Origin of the sequence: Tropicibacter alexandrii (assembly GCF_003667315.2) — a bacterium.
In the GTDB taxonomy this organism is placed as follows: Bacteria; Pseudomonadota; Alphaproteobacteria; order Rhodobacterales; family Rhodobacteraceae; genus Tropicibacter; species Tropicibacter alexandrii.
In genome coordinates, this window is sequence record NZ_RCTZ02000005.1 from 255,560 (window position 1) to 271,658 (window position 16,099).

The 16,099-nt window shown below is 64.8% G+C and carries 15 protein-coding genes and 1 pseudogene; 9 read left to right on the forward strand and 7 right to left on the reverse strand.

Annotation, left to right across the window (positions count from 1 at the left end; all coding sequences use genetic code 11):
* Positions 1 to 3 precede the first annotated feature (3 nt).
* The 3 genes and pseudogenes from D8Z78_RS09005 to cobA form a co-directional block, all read right to left on the reverse strand.
* Positions 4 to 1,677 carry a nitrite/sulfite reductase gene (locus tag D8Z78_RS09005; protein ID WP_121629639.1) on the reverse strand — a complete coding sequence of 558 codons (1,674 nt, stop codon included), beginning with the start codon at positions 1,675 to 1,677 and terminating at the stop codon, positions 4 to 6.
* Complete coding sequence (locus D8Z78_RS09010) at positions 1,677 to 1,988, reverse strand: DUF2849 domain-containing protein (protein ID WP_121629638.1); 312 nt, start codon at positions 1,986 to 1,988, stop codon at positions 1,677 to 1,679. Before D8Z78_RS09010 ends, D8Z78_RS09005 begins: the two co-directional genes overlap by 1 nt.
* Positions 1,988 to 2,734, reverse strand: a pseudogene (gene cobA / locus D8Z78_RS09015) (uroporphyrinogen-III C-methyltransferase); the annotation flags it as partial. The pseudogene cobA and the gene D8Z78_RS09010, both read right to left, overlap by 1 nt.
* Positions 2,735 to 2,879: 145 nt before the next feature.
* Between cobA and D8Z78_RS09020 the strand changes: the two are divergent.
* Positions 2,880 to 3,389 (forward strand): Lrp/AsnC family transcriptional regulator, encoded by a 510-nt coding sequence (locus D8Z78_RS09020; protein ID WP_121629636.1) that lies wholly within the window; start codon positions 2,880 to 2,882, stop codon positions 3,387 to 3,389.
* A gap of 46 nt (positions 3,390 to 3,435) precedes the next feature.
* On the opposite strand, the gene D8Z78_RS09025 is transcribed toward D8Z78_RS09020, so the two are convergent.
* Positions 3,436 to 4,608, reverse strand: a complete 1,173-nt coding sequence (locus D8Z78_RS09025; RefSeq protein WP_121629635.1) for a cytochrome P450 — start codon at positions 4,606 to 4,608, stop codon at positions 3,436 to 3,438.
* Between the two features lie 54 nt (positions 4,609 to 4,662).
* Between D8Z78_RS09025 and D8Z78_RS09030 the strand changes: the two genes are divergently transcribed.
* From D8Z78_RS09030 to D8Z78_RS09055, 6 genes are all read left to right on the forward strand, one after another.
* Positions 4,663 to 6,468, forward strand: a complete 1,806-nt coding sequence (locus tag D8Z78_RS09030) for a sensor histidine kinase (protein WP_121629634.1) — start codon at positions 4,663 to 4,665, stop codon at positions 6,466 to 6,468.
* Positions 6,465 to 7,697, forward strand: coding sequence for a sigma-54-dependent transcriptional regulator (locus D8Z78_RS09035; RefSeq protein WP_121629633.1), 1,233 nt, complete (start codon positions 6,465 to 6,467; stop codon positions 7,695 to 7,697). Before D8Z78_RS09030 ends, D8Z78_RS09035 begins: the two co-directional genes overlap by 4 nt.
* Positions 7,687 to 7,902: a hypothetical protein gene (locus D8Z78_RS09040; RefSeq protein WP_121629632.1), complete on the forward strand. Its 216-nt coding sequence runs from the start codon at positions 7,687 to 7,689 to the stop codon at positions 7,900 to 7,902. Before D8Z78_RS09035 ends, D8Z78_RS09040 begins: the two co-directional genes overlap by 11 nt.
* Before the next feature lie 246 nt (positions 7,903 to 8,148).
* Entirely contained in the window at positions 8,149 to 9,153 is a 1,005-nt protein-coding gene (locus D8Z78_RS09045) for a TRAP transporter substrate-binding protein (protein ID WP_206169658.1), read from the forward strand.
* A 163-nt stretch (positions 9,154 to 9,316) separates the two neighbouring features.
* Positions 9,317 to 10,003 carry a TRAP transporter small permease gene (locus D8Z78_RS09050; protein WP_121629860.1) on the forward strand — a complete coding sequence of 229 codons (687 nt, stop codon included), beginning with the start codon at positions 9,317 to 9,319 and terminating at the stop codon, positions 10,001 to 10,003.
* A 4-nt stretch (positions 10,004 to 10,007) separates the two neighbouring features.
* Positions 10,008 to 11,426, forward strand: a complete 1,419-nt coding sequence (locus tag D8Z78_RS09055; RefSeq protein ID WP_121629631.1) for a TRAP transporter large permease — start codon at positions 10,008 to 10,010, stop codon at positions 11,424 to 11,426.
* A gap of 191 nt (positions 11,427 to 11,617) precedes the next feature.
* On the opposite strand, the gene D8Z78_RS09060 is transcribed toward D8Z78_RS09055, so the two are convergent.
* From D8Z78_RS09060 to D8Z78_RS09070, 3 genes are all read right to left on the reverse strand, one after another.
* Entirely contained in the window at positions 11,618 to 12,067 is a 450-nt protein-coding gene (locus tag D8Z78_RS09060; RefSeq protein WP_121629630.1) for a hypothetical protein, read from the reverse strand.
* A gap of 20 nt (positions 12,068 to 12,087) precedes the next feature.
* On the reverse strand, positions 12,088 to 13,050 hold the full coding sequence (locus tag D8Z78_RS09065; RefSeq protein WP_121629629.1) for a YVTN family beta-propeller repeat protein: 963 nt from the start codon (positions 13,048 to 13,050) through the stop codon (positions 12,088 to 12,090).
* 83 nt (positions 13,051 to 13,133) lie between these two features.
* On the reverse strand, positions 13,134 to 14,291 hold the full coding sequence (locus tag D8Z78_RS09070; RefSeq protein WP_121629628.1) for an ABC transporter substrate-binding protein: 1,158 nt from the start codon (positions 14,289 to 14,291) through the stop codon (positions 13,134 to 13,136).
* A 169-nt stretch (positions 14,292 to 14,460) separates the two neighbouring features.
* On the opposite strand from D8Z78_RS09070, the gene pedF reads away from it, so the two are divergent.
* Positions 14,461 to 15,129, forward strand: coding sequence for a cytochrome c-550 PedF (gene pedF / locus D8Z78_RS09075; RefSeq protein WP_121629627.1), 669 nt, complete (start codon positions 14,461 to 14,463; stop codon positions 15,127 to 15,129).
* Positions 15,130 to 15,157: 28 nt separating this feature from the next.
* Entirely contained in the window at positions 15,158 to 16,093 is a 936-nt protein-coding gene (locus tag D8Z78_RS09080) for a substrate-binding periplasmic protein (RefSeq protein WP_121629626.1), read from the forward strand.
* Positions 16,094 to 16,099 lie beyond the last annotated feature (6 nt).

Below are 16,099 nucleotides of genomic sequence, written 5' to 3' on the forward strand. Positions count from 1 at the left end.
GGATCACGCGGCCTTTGTCCGTTTCGCGTCCTCGGCGCCGTAAAGCGCCGTCTTGAACGGCGCCATGCCGACGCGCTTGTAGGTGTCGAGGAAAGGTTCGTCCTTGCCCTCGCGCACGTCCAGATAGGCCCCGATCAGGCGTTCGATGGCGGGGATGATCTCTTCGGCGGAAAAGCCCGGCCCGGTGCGACCCCCCAGCGCCATGTCGGCGCGGTGGTCGCCGCCCAGCGTGATCTGGTAGTTCTCGACGCCCGCACGATCAAGTCCAAGGATGCCGATATGGCCCACATGGTGGTGACCGCAGGCGTTGATGCAGCCCGAGATCTTGATCTTGAGCGCACCGATCTCATGCTCCAGCTTCAACTCGTCGAAGCGGGTCGCGATCTGTTGCGCAATCGGGATCGAGCGCGCGGTGGCCAGCGCGCAGTAATCCATGCCGGGGCAGGCGATGATGTCCGAGATCAGGCCGATATTCGCCGTGGCCAGACCGTGCGATTTCAGGCGCGCGTGGATCACCGGCAGGTCGGCCTTGTGCACATGCGGCAGGACGATGTTTTGCTCATGGCTGATGCGCAGCTCGTCATGGCCGAATTCGCGGGCGATGTCGGCGATCACGCGCATCTGGTCCGAGGTCGCATCGCCGGGTGTTGCGCCATGCGCCTTGAGGCTGATCTCGGTGATGGCATAGCCCTCGGCCCGATGGTCGGACAGGTTAGTATCGGCCCAAGAGCGGAAGACCGGGTCGCTCTCATAGGCGCGCTCGAAGTCCGAAATCGGGCGTTTTGTGAACGAAGGGGCAGCAAACTGGGCCTTTATCGCATCAAACAGGGCAAGGTCCGCGCCGTTGAACGCCTGACGCGTCTCGGCAAAGCGGTCCTCAACCAGACGGCGGATTTCGTCGATGCCGTGTTCGTGCAACGTGATCTTGATGCGCGCCTTGTACTTGTTGTCGCGGCGGCCCAGCAGGTTCCAGACAGAGACGACCGCTTCGATATACGGTAGCAAATCGGCCTGCGGCACGAAGTCATTCAGCACCTTGCCGATCATCGGCGTGCGGCCAAGGCCACCGCCCACCAGCACGGCATAGCCGATCTCGCCGTCACGCTCGACGATACGCAGGCCGATGTCATGGGCGGCGGTCACGGCGCGGTCATTCGGGGAACCGGTCACGGCGACCTTGAACTTGCGCGGCAGGAACTGGAATTCCGGGTGGTCGGTGGACCATTGCCGGATCAGCTCGGCCACCGGGCGCGGATCGGCGACCTCATCGGCGGCGGCCCCGGCAAAGTGGTCGGCGGTCACGTTGCGGATCGTGTTGCCCGAGGTCTGGATGGCGTGCATCTGCACCTCGGCCAGCGCGTCGAGCATGTCGGGCACGTCGCGCAGTTGCGGCCAGTTGTACTGGATATTCTGGCGCGTGGTGAAGTGGCCATAGCCCTTGTCCCAGCGGTCGGCAATATCGGCCAGCTTGTGCATCTGGCGGCTGTTCAGCGTGCCATAGGGGATCGCCACGCGCAGCATATAGGCGTGCAGTTGCAGGTAGAGGCCGTTCATCAGGCGCAGCGGCTTGAACTCATCCTCGGTCAGGCTGCCGTCGATGCGGCGCTCGACCTGCGCGCGGAACTGGCGGTTGCGCTCGGCGACGAAGGCGGCGTCGAAATCGGAATAGCTGTACATCATGCGCTCCTTTTCAGCTCGGCCTGTTTGCCGTGAGCGTAGTTGGACGGCCCCGTGCGTCGGAAGGCCTCGCGGAAATGGGTCGGTTCCGGGCCATCGGCCCCGGGCACCATGTCGACGAGGTAGACACCGACAACCTCATGGCTGCGTTTCTCGGCGTCGAGCAGTCGCACCTGCGCATCGGCCTCGTCGGTCAGCAGGTCGGCGTCAGACAGATGGGGGGACCAGCGGTCGTCGGCGGTCAGATAGACGACCTCACCCGAAAGCAGGGCGTTGGCGGTGATCACTTTGGGCGTGAAGGGTTTCGGCATCAGGACACCTCCTGTCGCGGGAATTGGGATTGAACGGCGTCGCGAGGCGCGAGGCCAAGAAGCAGAAGGGTGGGACCCGTAACCTCGTGTACGTCAAGCGCCATGGGCAGGTCGGCCAGCGTAGTGGCAATGTGGCGGGCATCCGCGCGAGAGGCGTTTTCGACCACGGTCACGGGGGTCGCCGGGGCGGCGCCATGCATCAAGAGGCGACCTTGGATAAAGCGCGAGGCCTTCTTGCCCATGTAAATCGCGGCGACCTCGCCCGGGCGGGCCAGTGCGCGCCAGTCGTGGTCGGCGAAGCCCTTCATGTCGTGGCCGGTCATGATCCGGGCAGAGGCATTGCGGCCGCGTTTGGTCAGCGACTGGCCGATCCCGGCCAGCGCGGCAGAGGCGGCGGTGATGCCGGGGACGATGTCAAACGGGATGCCGGCGGCGTCGAGCGCATCCATTTCCTCGTCCAGACGACCGAAGACGGTCGGGTCGCCGCCCTTCAGACGCACGACGCGTGCGCCGGTCCGGGCGTGCTCGACGATCAGCGCGTTGATCTGGTCCTGCGACACCGACGGGCCGAAGCCGGTCTTGCCCACATCGACCCGGCGCGCCTGCGGGGCGAGGGCGAGAATCTCGTCGCTGACGAGACGGTCATGGATCACCACCTGCGCAATTTCCAGCGCACGGATCGCCTTGAGCGTCAGCAACTCGGCATCGCCGGGACCGGAGCCCACGAAACAGACATGCATGCCGCGCGCGGGGCGCTTGCGGGCAAGGCGGGCCGTGAGGCGGGACAGGATCATGGCGGGGCTCCTTCGAAGGCGCGTTTCTGAAGTGATATATAGGAAATTGTTCCGCATCTGGGCTAGGTCCTTGCGGAAATAAGGAATGATGTTCTAAATGGCGACGTCAGCGGGCCGGGTGTTCCGCTTTTGCCGGAATAGGAGAACAGCGGTGAAGATCGACGCCACGGATCGGAAAATCCTTATCGAGCTGCAACGCGACGCGGCGCAGTCGCTGGACGACATCGCCAAGGCGGTCGGGTCGTCGAAGACGCCGGTCTGGAACCGAATCCGCAAGATGAAGGAGGCGGGCGTGATCGGCGCGCAGACCGTGCTGCTGGATGCCGAGGCGCTGGGATTCGAGGCGACCTTCTTCGTGCTGATCCGCACCTCGGAACACGAGGCGGAGTGGCAGAACCGCTTTCTCAAGGCGCTGCGCGAGCGCCCCGAAGTGCAGGAGGCGCACCGGCTGGCAGGGGATATCGACTATATCCTGAAGGTGCGGGTCAGGAACGCCCGCGCCTATGACGCCTTTTACCAAGCGTTGATTTCAGAGGTGAAGGTGCACAACGTCACGGCGCTTTTGTCGATGGAAGAGATCAAGGCGACCGTGGCCCTGCCATTGTGAGGTTGGATGCGCTCCGCGCGGGGGTATTTTGACCAAGAAGAAGGGCTTAGCGGGTGATCTTCAAGCGGCTGAGCCCGTGGAAATGGTAGAGATTGGCGTAGCGCGGCGGCTCTGACAGGCGCATGTCGGGGCAGCGTTCGAAGAGGATCGGCAGGGCGATCTGCAGTTCCAGCCGGGCCAGAGGCGCGCCGACGCAGAAATGCAGGCCCGCGCCGAAGCTGGTGTTCTGGACGACCTTGCGGGCGGGGTCGAAGCGGTCTGGATCGGGCCAGACCGCAGGGTCGCGATTGGCGGCCCCCAGCAGCAGCGCCACCTGATCGCCGGGCTGGAAAGTATGGCCGAAGGCCTCGACCGTCTCATAGGCGTAGCGGGTGAACATGTGCAAAGGCGGGTCGTAGCGCAGGATTTCCTCGGTCACGGGCTCGGCCCGTTCGGGGGGGATCGGTGTTCCCGTCTCCAGCAAGGTCTTGATCCCGTTGCCCATGGTGTGGACGGTCGCCTCGTGCCCGGCATTGAGCAGCAGGATGCATGTGGTGATCAACTCGTCGGTGGAGAGTTTCTCGCCCGCTTCCTCGGCGGCGATCAGTTGGGTGATCAGGTCATCGGCGGGGGTCTGACGCCGCTCCTCGACATAGCCGCGGATGAAATCGCCGAACTCGCGCGCGGCGGTGGCGGCGGCGTCCTCGACCTGACGGTCGCGGCGGGCCTGATACATGGCGACCATGGCGTTGGACCAGGCCAAAAGCTGGTCGGCCATGGTCTCCGGGACGCCCAGAAGGCGGCAGATCACGATCACCGGGATCGGCTGGCAGAAGGCGGGCAGCAGGTCGACCTCGCCCTCGGGGAAGGCGTCGATCAACTGGTGGCTGAGCGCGGCGATCTCTGGCCCGAGCGCGGCGATGCGGCGCGAGGTAAAGGCGCGCAGCACGAGGCTGCGCAGGCGGGTGTGGCGGGGCGGCTCCAGTTCCAGCATGGAATGGGCTTCGATGGCGTAGAAGGGCGCGAGGTGGTCGGGCACCGCGGGGACCTGATCCGCCGGGCATTCGCGCCCGAAACGCCGGTCGCGTAGCAACGCATGTACCGCCCCATGCGACACGGCGCAGGGCATGCCGTATTCCTCCCACCAGACGAGGTCGCCATGGGTTCGCCAGTCGGCATAGGCCGTGTAAGGGTCCTGAACGAAGGCCGGATCGGTCGGAGAAAGTGAGACGCGTTGCATGGCGCGACCCTGCCGCGACTTGGCAGCGGGCGCAAGACCGCGCTAGGAAGACGCATGGCAGGTTTTTCGCAACGTCGCGGCACCGTGGTGCTGCTGTTCCTGTGCCTCGTGGCGGCGCTTGGCTGGGGCGTGTGGCGCTATGGGCTGGCGCAGGCCTTGGGGCAGGTGGCGGCGCGCGGGCAGGCCGACCTTGCGCTGGCCTCGGACCGGCTGGTGACGGGGCTGCAACGCTATCGCTCGGTTGCCGTATTGTTGGCGGATCATCCCGCGCTGCAGGCGCTGCATGGCGGCGGATCGCGCATCACCGCCGACCGGCTGCTGCTGGCCAGTGCCGACCGGACCGGCGCGATGACGGCGGTCTATGCCGACCGGAGGGGGCAGGTCCTTGCTTCGGCGCATGAGGAGGTTCCGCACGATCTGGTCGCGCAGCCTTGGTTCCATAGGGCGCTCGACGGGGCGCTGGGGGTCGGTCATGGCATCGACGATGTCTTTGGCAAGCGCACCTTCTACTATGCCACGCCCTCTTTCGGCCCGTCGGGGGCGGTGCGCGGCGTGGTGGTGATCCTCGTCGATGTCGAACTGCTGGAACGGGTCTGGCGCGGTTCGCGCCCGGCGGTGTTGTTCAGCGACGAAACCGGCGAGGTGTTCATCACCAATCGCTCGGAACTGCTGTTCTGGCGCGTCGAATCCAGCGGGTTGGTTGGCCCCGAAGGCGCGGTCACGCAGGTCTCCCGGCGCGTTGGCGACTACGAGATCTGGCGCCAGAAGATCAGCGCCTACGTGCCCGAAGACGCCCTGCATTTGGTCCAGCCCCTGCCGGTGATCGACCTCGTGGGCGAGGCGCTGATCGATGCGGGCCCGGCGCGGCGCGTGGCGGGTTTGCAGGCGGCGGTCGTGGTCGCGCTGTGCCTGTTCTTCGGCTCGCTGCTTTTCCTCGCGATGGAGCGCCGTCGCGCCCTTGCGCTGGTCAATGTCCGGCTGGAGGCGCGCGTTCGCGAGCGCACGGTGGAGTTGGAGGCCACCAACACCGCCCTGCGCCACGAGGTGTCGGAGCGCGAGGAGGCCGAGGCGGCGCTGCGCCGGGCGCAGGCCGATCTGGTGCAGGCTGGCAAGCTGAGCGCCTTGGGGCAGATGTCGGCGGGCATCAGCCACGAGCTGAACCAGCCGCTGATGGCGATCCAGCAATTCGCCGAGAACGGCAGGGCCTTCCTGCTGCGCGACAGGTCCGACCGGGCGGGCGAGAATCTGGACCGGATCGCGGACATGGCGGCGCGGGCGGCGCGGATCATCCGCAACCTGCGCGCCTTTGCACGCAACGAAAGCGAACCGATGGGGCGGGTGGACTTGTGCGCCGTGATCGACACGGTGATCGAGCTGACCCAGACGCGGCTGCGCGACGATGGCGTGCTGCTCGAGTGGACCCGCCCCGCCGGGCCGGTCTTCGTCAAAGGGGGCGAGGTGCGGCTGGGGCAGGTCTTCGTCAACTTGATCAACAACGCCGCCGATGCGATGTCCGGACAGGACGACAAGCGGATCGTGATCGAGCTGCACGACGCGGTGCCGCTGACGGTGCAGGTGCGCGACACCGGGCCGGGCATCGCGGACCCGGAAAAGGTGTTCGAGCCGTTCTATTCGACCAAGCAGGTGGGCGACGGGATGGGGCTGGGCCTTTCCATTTCCTATGGTCTGGTGCAAAGCTTTGGCGGCAATATCCGCGGAACCAATACCGGCGAGGGGGCGATGTTCACGGTCGAGCTGGAGCGCTGGGAGGATAGCGGGGAAGGGGGCTTTGCCCCCGGCGCTGACGCGCCTCCCCCACGGTATTTGGAGCCAGAAGAAACCCGGAGTGCGCGGCGATGAGCGGTTTGGTCCTCGTGGTGGATGACGATCTGGCGGTGCGCGAGGCGCTGGCGCAGACGTTGGAACTGGCCGAGTACGAGCCGGTCACGGCGGGGTCCTTCGTCGAGGCCAAGGATCGGATCGGGCCGGAGTTTCGCGGCGTGATCGTGTCCGACATCCGCATGCCCGGGCGCGACGGGTTCCATCTGCTGGACTATGCGCGCGGGGTGGATCCGGACCTGCCGGTGATCCTGCTGACCGGCGAGGGCGATATCCCGATGGCGGTGCGGGCCATGACCAAGGGGGCTTTCGGCTTTCTCGAAAAGCCCTGCGCGGCGGCGGACCTGACGGCGCTGATCAGCCGGGCGCTCAAGGCGCGCGGCCATGTGCTGGAAAATCGCGCGCTCAAGGCGCAGTTGGAAACCGGCGATCCTGCGGCGCGCATGTTGTTCGGGCGCTCCGCCAAGGCAGAGGAGTTGCGCGCGCGGGTGCGTGCGGCGGCGCGCGGCGGCAGCGAGGTTCTGGTGCAGGGGGCGCCGGGCTCGGGGATTTCCAAGGTCGCCGAGGTGATCCACCTCAGTTCCATCCGCGCCAAGGGCCCGTTCGAGAAACGCGCAGCCGGCGGGCTGGACCGCGGGGCGCTGGATGAGCTGTGGGAGGCCTGCGCGGGCGGGACCCTGTTTCTGGACGAGATCGGGCGCCTGCCCGGTGACAGCCAGCTGGCGCTGGCCGATTGCGTCGATCGCGGTGGCGCCGTGCTGATCGGGGGGACCACGCAGGATCTGGGCGAAGAGGTCACTGCCGGGCGGTTTTCCAGCGAGTTGTTCTACCGGCTCGAGGTTGCGCGCGTGCGCATCCCGTCGATCGCCGAGCGGCCCGAGGATATCCCCGTCCTGTTCCGGCATTACGTGGCGCAGGCGGCCGAGCAGGCGGGCATCACGCCGCCGGAAATCTCGCCCGACCATCTGGCCGGGCTGATGGCGCAGGATTGGCCCGGCAATGCTCGGTCGCTGATGTCGGCGGCCATGCGCTTTGTCCTTGGCATGCCAGAGGAACTGTCCCGGCAGGGCGGTCTTGGGCTGGCCGAGCAGATGGCGCAGGTGGAACGGTCGTTGTTGGCTGCCGCGCTCGGGCGTCACAACGGCAAGGCGTCGGACGCAGCGCGCGCGCTGAAGCTGCCGCGCAAGACGTTTTACGACAAGCTGACGAAATACGGGCTGAAACCCGAGGATTTTCGCCGTGACGGCTGAACGGTTCATGGTGGTGCGCGTGCCGGGATCGGGGCCGCCGGCGCTGATCGGCGCGCCGTATGACTTTGCCACGCTGGCCGACGCAAAGGCACGCATCGCCGAAATCGAGGCTACGCACCGCAAGAGCCATCACACCCATCTGGAGATCGTGCCCTATCGCGGCGCGCTGGCACAGGCGCTGGCAGAGCGGGGGATTCTGGCCTGACGGCGTTGTGCGGATTCCCGCACAATGGGCGCTAACAGCCGTGCGAGATTTCGCACAATGCCGCAGCGCAGCTTCATGCGACGGATGCGTTAATCATGATAACGCAATGCAATATAACAATAAAATGCGATGGCTGATTTTTGGTCATATAGGGCTTGAACGAATTTTCACCACACGGTTTCGTGTCGCCATCCGGGGCCCTGAGGAGGGGCTCGGCCAAACACTCGTATCTTTGGGAGGATACCCATGAACAAGTTTCTGATGTCCGCCGCGGCGGCAGCACTGGCCGTGACCGGCGCAACCGGCGCCATGGCAGCCTGCGACGATGGCGAAATCGTCATCAAGTTCAGCCACGTCACCAACACCGACAAGCACCCCAAGGGCATCGCCGCGACGATGTTCCAAGAGCGCGTCAACGAAGAGATGAACGGCAAGGCCTGTGTCGAGGTCTTCCCGAACTCGACGCTGTACAACGATGACCAGGTGCTCGAGGCGATGCTGAACGGCGACGTGCAGATGGCCGCGCCCTCGCTGTCGAAATTCGAGCAGTTCACCAAGCAGTTCCGCATCTTCGACCTGCCGTTCATGTTCAAGAACATCGAGGCGGTCGACGCGTTCCAAAGCTCGGATGCCGGTCAGGCGATGAAGGAATCGATGGTGCGTCGTGGTCTGCTGGGCCTGCAGTTCTGGCACAACGGCATGAAGCAGATGTCGGCCAACAAGCCGTTGAACTCGCCGTCGGATGCAGCCGGTCTGAAGTTCCGCGTGCAGCCGTCTGACGTGATCAAGGCGCAGATGGAAGCGATCGGCGTGTCGCCCCAGCCGATGGCCTTCTCCGAGGTGTACGGCGCGCTGCAGACCGGCGTCGTCGACGGTCAGGAAAACACCTGGTCCAACATCTACGGCCAGAAGTTCTTCGAGGTGCAGGACGGCATCACCGAGACCAACCACGGCATTATCGACTACATGGTCGTGACCTCGGTCGATTGGTGGGACAGCCTGCCCGAGGACGTGCGCACCCAGTTGGCCACCATCCTCGAAGAGGTCACCACCGAGCGCAACGCCGCCGTGGGCCAGGTCGATTCTGATGCGCGCCAGGCGATCCTGGATGCCGGGTCGACCATCCGCGAGCTGGACGCCGAACAGCGTCAGGCCTGGGTCGATGCGATGATGCCGGTCTGGGACCAGTTCAAAGAGGACGTTGGTCAGGAAAACATCGACGCCGCGCAGTCGATCAACGCCAACTTCTGATTTGAAGAGGCCCGGTCCCTGTCAGGGGCCGGGCACGCACCGTTGGGGTGCGAGGTGCAAAGTCCTTCGAAGGACTTTGCCAAAAGTTTTCGAAAACTTTTGCGCCCGCGGGCCGGAAGGGCGTGCCTTTCGGTCCTACGGTCGCATTGCCCGGGAGGGGGACATGTCCACGAAACCGCCCTCATCCATGCTTGGCCAAGCGGTCAACGAGCTGGAAGAGACCCTGATCGCGCTGATCCTCGGCGCCATGACGATCATCACCTTTGTCAATGTCGTGCTGCGCTACGGCTTCAACACCGGCCTCACTTGGGGGCTGGAGGTGACGCTGTTCCTCTTTGCCTGGCTGGTGCTGTTCGGCATCTCCTATGCTGTCAAGGTCACGGCCCATCTGGGCGTCGATGCACTGGTCAACGTCTTCCCGCCGCATGTGCGCAAGACGCTGGCCCTGATCGCCGCCGCTTTGTGCCTGATCTACGCGGTGCTGCTGCTGAAGGGGGCCTGGGACTACTGGGCCAACTTTGCCAATCTGCCACAGACGACCGGGCGCTGGTTCCCGACCGGCTTCGAGGAGATGCGGCGCACCTCCTATCGCGGCTGGTACGAGGTTCTGGAAACGCCCATGCCGGAGTGGCTGCGTTTTCTCGAACCCTTGATGAACGAGGGCGAACACTACGAGAAGATCCCGCGCTTCATCCCCTATGCGATCCTGCCCATCGGCATGGCGCTGTTGCTGTTCCGGTTGGTGCAGGCCACGATCCGCATCTGGACCGGCGAGGCCCAAGGCCTGATCGCCTCCCACGAAGCCGAAGACGCCATCGATGACGTCAAGCACATGAACCGCGAGGACTGAGCGCATGGAAGTCGCAATCCTGTTTATCCTCGTCATCAGCCTGATGCTGATCGGCGTGCCCATCGCGATCTCGCTTGGGCTGGCGTCGACGCTGTTCCTGCTGGTGCTGTCGGATGCCTCGCTGGCCTCGGTCGCGCAATCGCTGTTTCAGGCGATGGCCGGGCATTACACCCTGCTGGCGATCCCGTTCTTCATCCTTGCCTCGTCTTTCATGTCCACGGGCGGTGTGGCGCAGCGGATCATCCGGTTTTCCATCGCCTGCGTGGGGCATCTGCGCGGCGGTCTGGCGATCTCGGGCGTGTTTGCCTGCATGATCTTTGCCGCGCTGTCGGGCTCGTCTCCGGCGACGGTGGTGGCCATTGGCTCGATCGTGATCGCGGCCATGCGGCAGGCGGGCTATACCAAGGAGTTCGCAGCCGGCGTCATAGCCAATGCGGGCACCTTGGGAATCCTGATCCCGCCATCCATCGTGATGGTGGTCTATGCCTCGGCCACGGATGTGTCTGTTGGCCGGATGTTCCTTGCGGGCATCATCCCGGGCCTGCTGGCGGGCACGATGCTGATGGTGACGATCTATGTCATGGCGCATCTGCGCGGCATGCCCAAGGGCGAATGGAAGGGCTGGGGCGAGATCGCATCGAGCTTTGCCGATGCGTTCTGGGGCCTGATGCTGATCGCGATCATCATGATCGGGATCTACGGCATCCCCGGTGTCACCGGCGCGATCTTCACGCCGACCGAAGCGGCTGCCGTGGCCTCTGTCTATGCGTTCCTCGTGGCGTGTTTCGTCTATCGCGACATGGGGCCGCTGAACGAGGAAAAGAACGGGCGCAAGATCAACCTGCTGGACAAGCCCATCGCGCTGGTCACGGCCTTCTTCCACCGCGACACCAAGAACACGCTGTTCGAGGCGGGCAAGCTGACCGTGACGCTGATGTTCATCATCGCCAACGCGCTGATCCTCAAGCACGTGCTGACCGACGAGCAGATCCCGCAAAAGATCGCCACGGCGATGCTGGATGCGGGGCTTGGTCCGGTGATGTTCCTGATCGTGGTGAACGTGATCCTGCTGATCGGCGGTCAGTTCATGGAGCCCTCGGGCCTGATCGTGATCGTCGCACCGCTGGTCTTCCCGATCGCGCTGGAACTGGGCATCGACCCGATCCATCTGGGCATCATCATGGTGGTGAACATGGAAATCGGGATGATCACGCCGCCAGTTGGCTTGAACCTGTTCGTCACCTCGGGTGTGGCGGGGATGCCGATGATGAACGTGGTGCGCGCGGCGCTGCCCTTCCTTGCAGTGCTTTTCGTGTTCCTGATCATGGTCACGTATATCCCGCAGCTGTCGCTGTGGATCCCGGACATGCAGATGGGGCCGGAATGTTTCCCCGGCATGGAAACCGCGCGCTGTCCCGGGTGATCTTGGGTAGGATGGGTGATCACCCATCCTACTCCAATGAAGAACCGCGCCGAGCAAGCCTCGGCGCGGTTTTTCGTTCGGGCGAAAAGTCGCTTCGAAGCGCCTTGTCCGACGCGGCTTCGAGGCGAAAATTCGCATTTTCGCGGCCAAGGCTTTTCGAAAAGCCTTTGTCTCTGCCGTGGCAGGCGGCGCTATTCGATGGTGATGTCGAGCCGCTGGGTTTCGCCGGTCGTGCCCGGAACCTTCAGGTAGTAGCTGCCCGGCTTGAGCGCGATAAAGCCGATCTCCATCTCGCCCGCCTCGTCGAATTCGACCGAATCCAGACCCAGCGGACGGATTTCCAGACCCTCGACGACGATCTCGTCGATCCAGATGGCGCGGAAGAATTCCGGGCCGATCAGCGCCAGTTCCTGGCTGCCATCGCCCTGTATCTCGAATTCGTAATAGGTGCCGGATTTCAGCACCCAAGGGGCGTCCGACAGGGGCATGCCCGCCGACAGGATGACCGGCGGCAGGTCTTCTTTGTTCTTGGCAGACAGCAGCCCGGCCATGCCAAAGCGCGGGGCATCGTCGTCGTCATCGGCCACCGCGGCAAAGGGCAGGGCGGCCATCATCATCGCGGCGATCAGGGGTTTCATCATCGGTCTCTCTCCTCGTGCGTTCAGTTCGTCGGGCGGAAGGCCGCGCCCCAGGGGAAGCGCCCGACCTTGATGCTCTTGATCGGCTTGTTCGTGGCGGTGTCGATCACCGTCACGTCGCCGGAGATCCCGTTCGTGGTGAACAGCAGCGACTTGTCCGCATTGAAATCCATGTGCCAGACGCGACGGCCGACGAGGATGTAGTCCTCGACCTCGAAAGTCTCGGCATTGACCACGGCGACATGGTTGGACGGGCCGAGCGCCACATAGGCATGGGTTTCATCGGGGCCGAGTTCGAACCCCACCGGTTGGACGCGGTCGGGGTGGATATTGGGCAACTTGAAGGAAATCTTGGCCTTTTCCGCCTGCGTTTCCACGTCGAAGACCGAGATCGTGCCGCCGATCTCAGAGCTGACCCACAATTCCGTCCCGCCCTTCAGGAATTCGGCGTGGCGCGGGCGGCTATCGACCAGCGTATTGGCAAAGATCGCCTTTTCGTCGGTGTCGATCCAATGCGCCATGTTGGTGGTCTCGGATGTGGTGATGACGATCTTGCCGTCGGGGCTGACGGCCATGCCCTCGGGTTCGATGCCCACGTCGATCTGTTCGACCACCGTCCGGGTTTTGACATCGACCACGGTGGTGATCGCGTCATCCTCGTTGGCGATGTAGAGATGCCTGTTGTCCGGATGCAGGACGAATTGTTCCGGGTCCTCGCCAGAGGGCAGGTCGTGCAGGATTTCGCCCGAGACCGGGTCCATCACCTGCACGGCGTCGCTGTCGGAGGCGCAGATATAGACGACGGAATAGTCCTTAGAAAAGGTGATGCCGCGCGGGCGTTCGCCGGTTGGGATGGTGCGGGTGACTTCGAGGGTTTCGATGTCGATCACGCTGATCGTGTCGTCCTTTTCGTTCGTCACCCAGATTTCGTCGGCATAGGCCGGGGTCATCATCAGCAGCGTGGCAAGGGCGGTGGTCAGTTTCATGATGGCGGTCCTTGTTGAGATGTCGGAGCGAGGGGCCAGCCCCTCGCGCTCCCCGAGGTTTTTGGAGACCAAAGAAGCAAGGGTCACTCGAAGGCCGAGCAGCCGCTTTCGGGTTGGTCGAGGCCGAGCGTGTCGAGTTCGGTGCGCTGGTGCAGGAAGCCTTCGAGCGGGGCCTGCGCCACCAGCGCGCCGCGATGGGTGAGCGGCATCGGCTGGCGCATCTGCCCGTTCCAGCTGCGGAAGGTCTGGGGGCGGCCCTTGAAGCCAGCCAGTTCGAAATCCGGCCCGAGGATGTAGCTGCGCAGGGTGGCCGGGTCGTCGGATTTCGTGCGGGTGGCGGCCTCGCCCAAGGAGCGCAGGGCGGCCCACGCGGCGTAGTCGATATCCTGCATGGGGCGATCTGCCAGATCCTCGAAGCGGGATTGCAATTGCGCCGCGCCCCATTGTTCGACCACGCGGTCCCAGGCATGGGCGGTCAGGCCTTCGGACCCGGCCACGGGGCGCGGACGCCATGTGTTGAACGGGATGTAGCGAGCAAAGTCGTTGGCCTCGTCGGCGACCAGAAGCACATCGTAGTCGCCCAGATCCTGCGTGAACAGGGGCACCTCTTGCGACGCGTTGCGCCGCATGTCGGCATCGAAGGCCCAGGTCTTGCGCGCGCCGATCTTCAGTCCGAACTTGCGGGCCGAGGCGTCGAGCGCCGTGGCAAAGGCGCGATCATCGGCGGCCTCGCCCTCGATCAGGGCAATGTCGGTCCAGCGGCGGGCGGTGAAGAACTGCATGAGCGCGTCCGCCTTCATCGCCCGTGACGGCAGGGTGTGCAGCAGGTTGGCGCGGCATCCGCTGGCGCGCAGCAGGGTGTCCGGGGCAGAAGCGTTGAACAGCAGCGCGCCTGTGGCCTGCGGCAGGTCGGCGGCGGCGGTTTGCAGCGTCGCGGGCGCGTCGAGAACGAGATAGGGCGTGCGTTCGAGCGCGCGGGCGGCGGCGGCGGGAAAATCGCCGCCCTCGGGCACGGTGACCTCTTCGAGGGTCCAGGTCTGGCCCAGAAACCGCCCCGTGGTGGCGTTGTCGGCCAAACCCAGTTCGGCACCACGCCAGCCAAGATCTTCGGGAACGGGGTCGAGGTTGGACAGGGTCGGCGGCGGCGCAACCGCCTGCCGCAGGTAGATCACCGAGATTTCCTGTGCCGCCGCGGGAAGGGCCATCACGCCCGCCAGCAGCGCTGCCGTCAGTATACGCATCTTCGTCCTCCCGGCAGCAAGGTGGGGTGCGGGGCAGCGGCGCTCAATACGACCATGGTCTGTCTCGTGCCGCCGGTTTCCCCACGAAAGTCCAATGGCACCCCGGCGCGGCATTGGCCTAGACAAGGGTCAACGCGACAGACACCCGAAACTGGGAGGAGACCCCGTGATGAAGACCCCGATGCTGACGATCCTCGCGGCCGCCGTGCCGGTGATGCTGATGGCCCATGGCGACGTGGCGCCCCAAGCCGTCGACACGACCGGCCTGCCCGCGGTGGGCGAGGAATGGCTGACCGAGAACCCCTACCGCGCCGAGGCTGCGGGTGAAGACGTCTGGGCGACGGCGGTGGAGATCGGCGCCTCCGGCTACAACCAGAACTGCGCGCGCTGCCACGGGCTCGAGGTGATCTCGGGCGGGTTGGCGCCCGATCTGCGCTATCTCGAGGCCGAGGAATATGGTGACGAGTGGTTCATCGAACGCTTCCGTCACGGCTATACCCAGAACGGTACGACCAAGATGCCGGCCTTCGGCGAGCTTCTGGGGCAGGAGGCCGCGTGGGCGATCCGCACCTATGTCGAGACCCGCCCCGACGATGACAGCATGGCCGAGGTGTCGGACGAGTTGAAGGGCATCCGCGATCAACTGGTGGCCGGTGACGGCGATGTGGATGCCTTGAAGGTCCGCCTTCAGGAGATCGCCGACGGGATCGAGACGGTCTCTGGTGCGCCGGTGGCGGATTCGGCGGCCAGCCGCGCGGCGGCGTTGCTCGACGGGACGGGGGACGGCACGCGCCACGCGGCCGAGGCCTTGACCATCGGCCTGTCGGCTGCACACTGACCTTGGCGCAAGAGGGAGTGAGACGGTCATGACCGGGCGGGCAAATTTCGTCGAAGAAATTTGCAAGAGCGTGCGAACGCTCTTGGTGGCGGGTGCGGCGGCTTTGGCGCTGACCTCGCCCGTGGCTGCGGCGGATCCCTGTGCGGATTACGTGCCGCAGCCCAAGCCGCAGAACGCCTCGCGCGACATCGTCGGGCAGGACATCGACCAGATCCGCGAACGCGGCTACATGACCTTCGCGCTCTACGAGGATTTCCCGCCTTATTCCTTCGATGAGGGCGGGAAGGTCACCGGTGTCGATGTGGACATCGCCCGGCTGATCGCCGAGTTCATCGGTGTCGAGGCCCGCTTCAAGCTGGTCGCGGCAGGCGAGAACCTTGAGGCTGATCTGCGCAACAACATTTGGAAGGGTCCGGTCGTCGGCGGCGCCGTCTCGAACGTGATGATGCGCATCCCTTATGACAGCAGCTTCAAATGCCGGGTCGAGCAGGCGGTCTTTCCGGGTCAATACCAAGAGGAACGCATCGCCATTGCCTATCGGATCGACGCCTATCCCGAGGAAAAGCCCGTTCCGGCCTATTTCCGCTTCGATACGGTTGCGGTCGAGAACGACTCGCTGTCAGATTTCTACCTGACCAGCTTTGCCGGTGGCCAGACGGCGGCAGGTGTGCGACGGTATCCGACGATGATGCAGGCGATGGAGGCGCTGAACGCCGGGGAAACCATGGCTGCCATGGGGCCAAGGGCGCAGCTGGAATATTTCGCGGGCGAGGGCGTGGATATCCATGAACCGCCGCTGCCCGGCTTGGCGAGGGCGAAATGGCCCTTGGGGACAGCGGTGCATTTCGCGTACCGGCCCCTGTCCTACGAAGTGGGCGATGCCATAGCGGCAGGTCTGGCCGATGGTCGCATCGCCGACATCTTCGCGACATACGGTCTGACCCACACGCCGCCGCAATGGTAAGGCCGG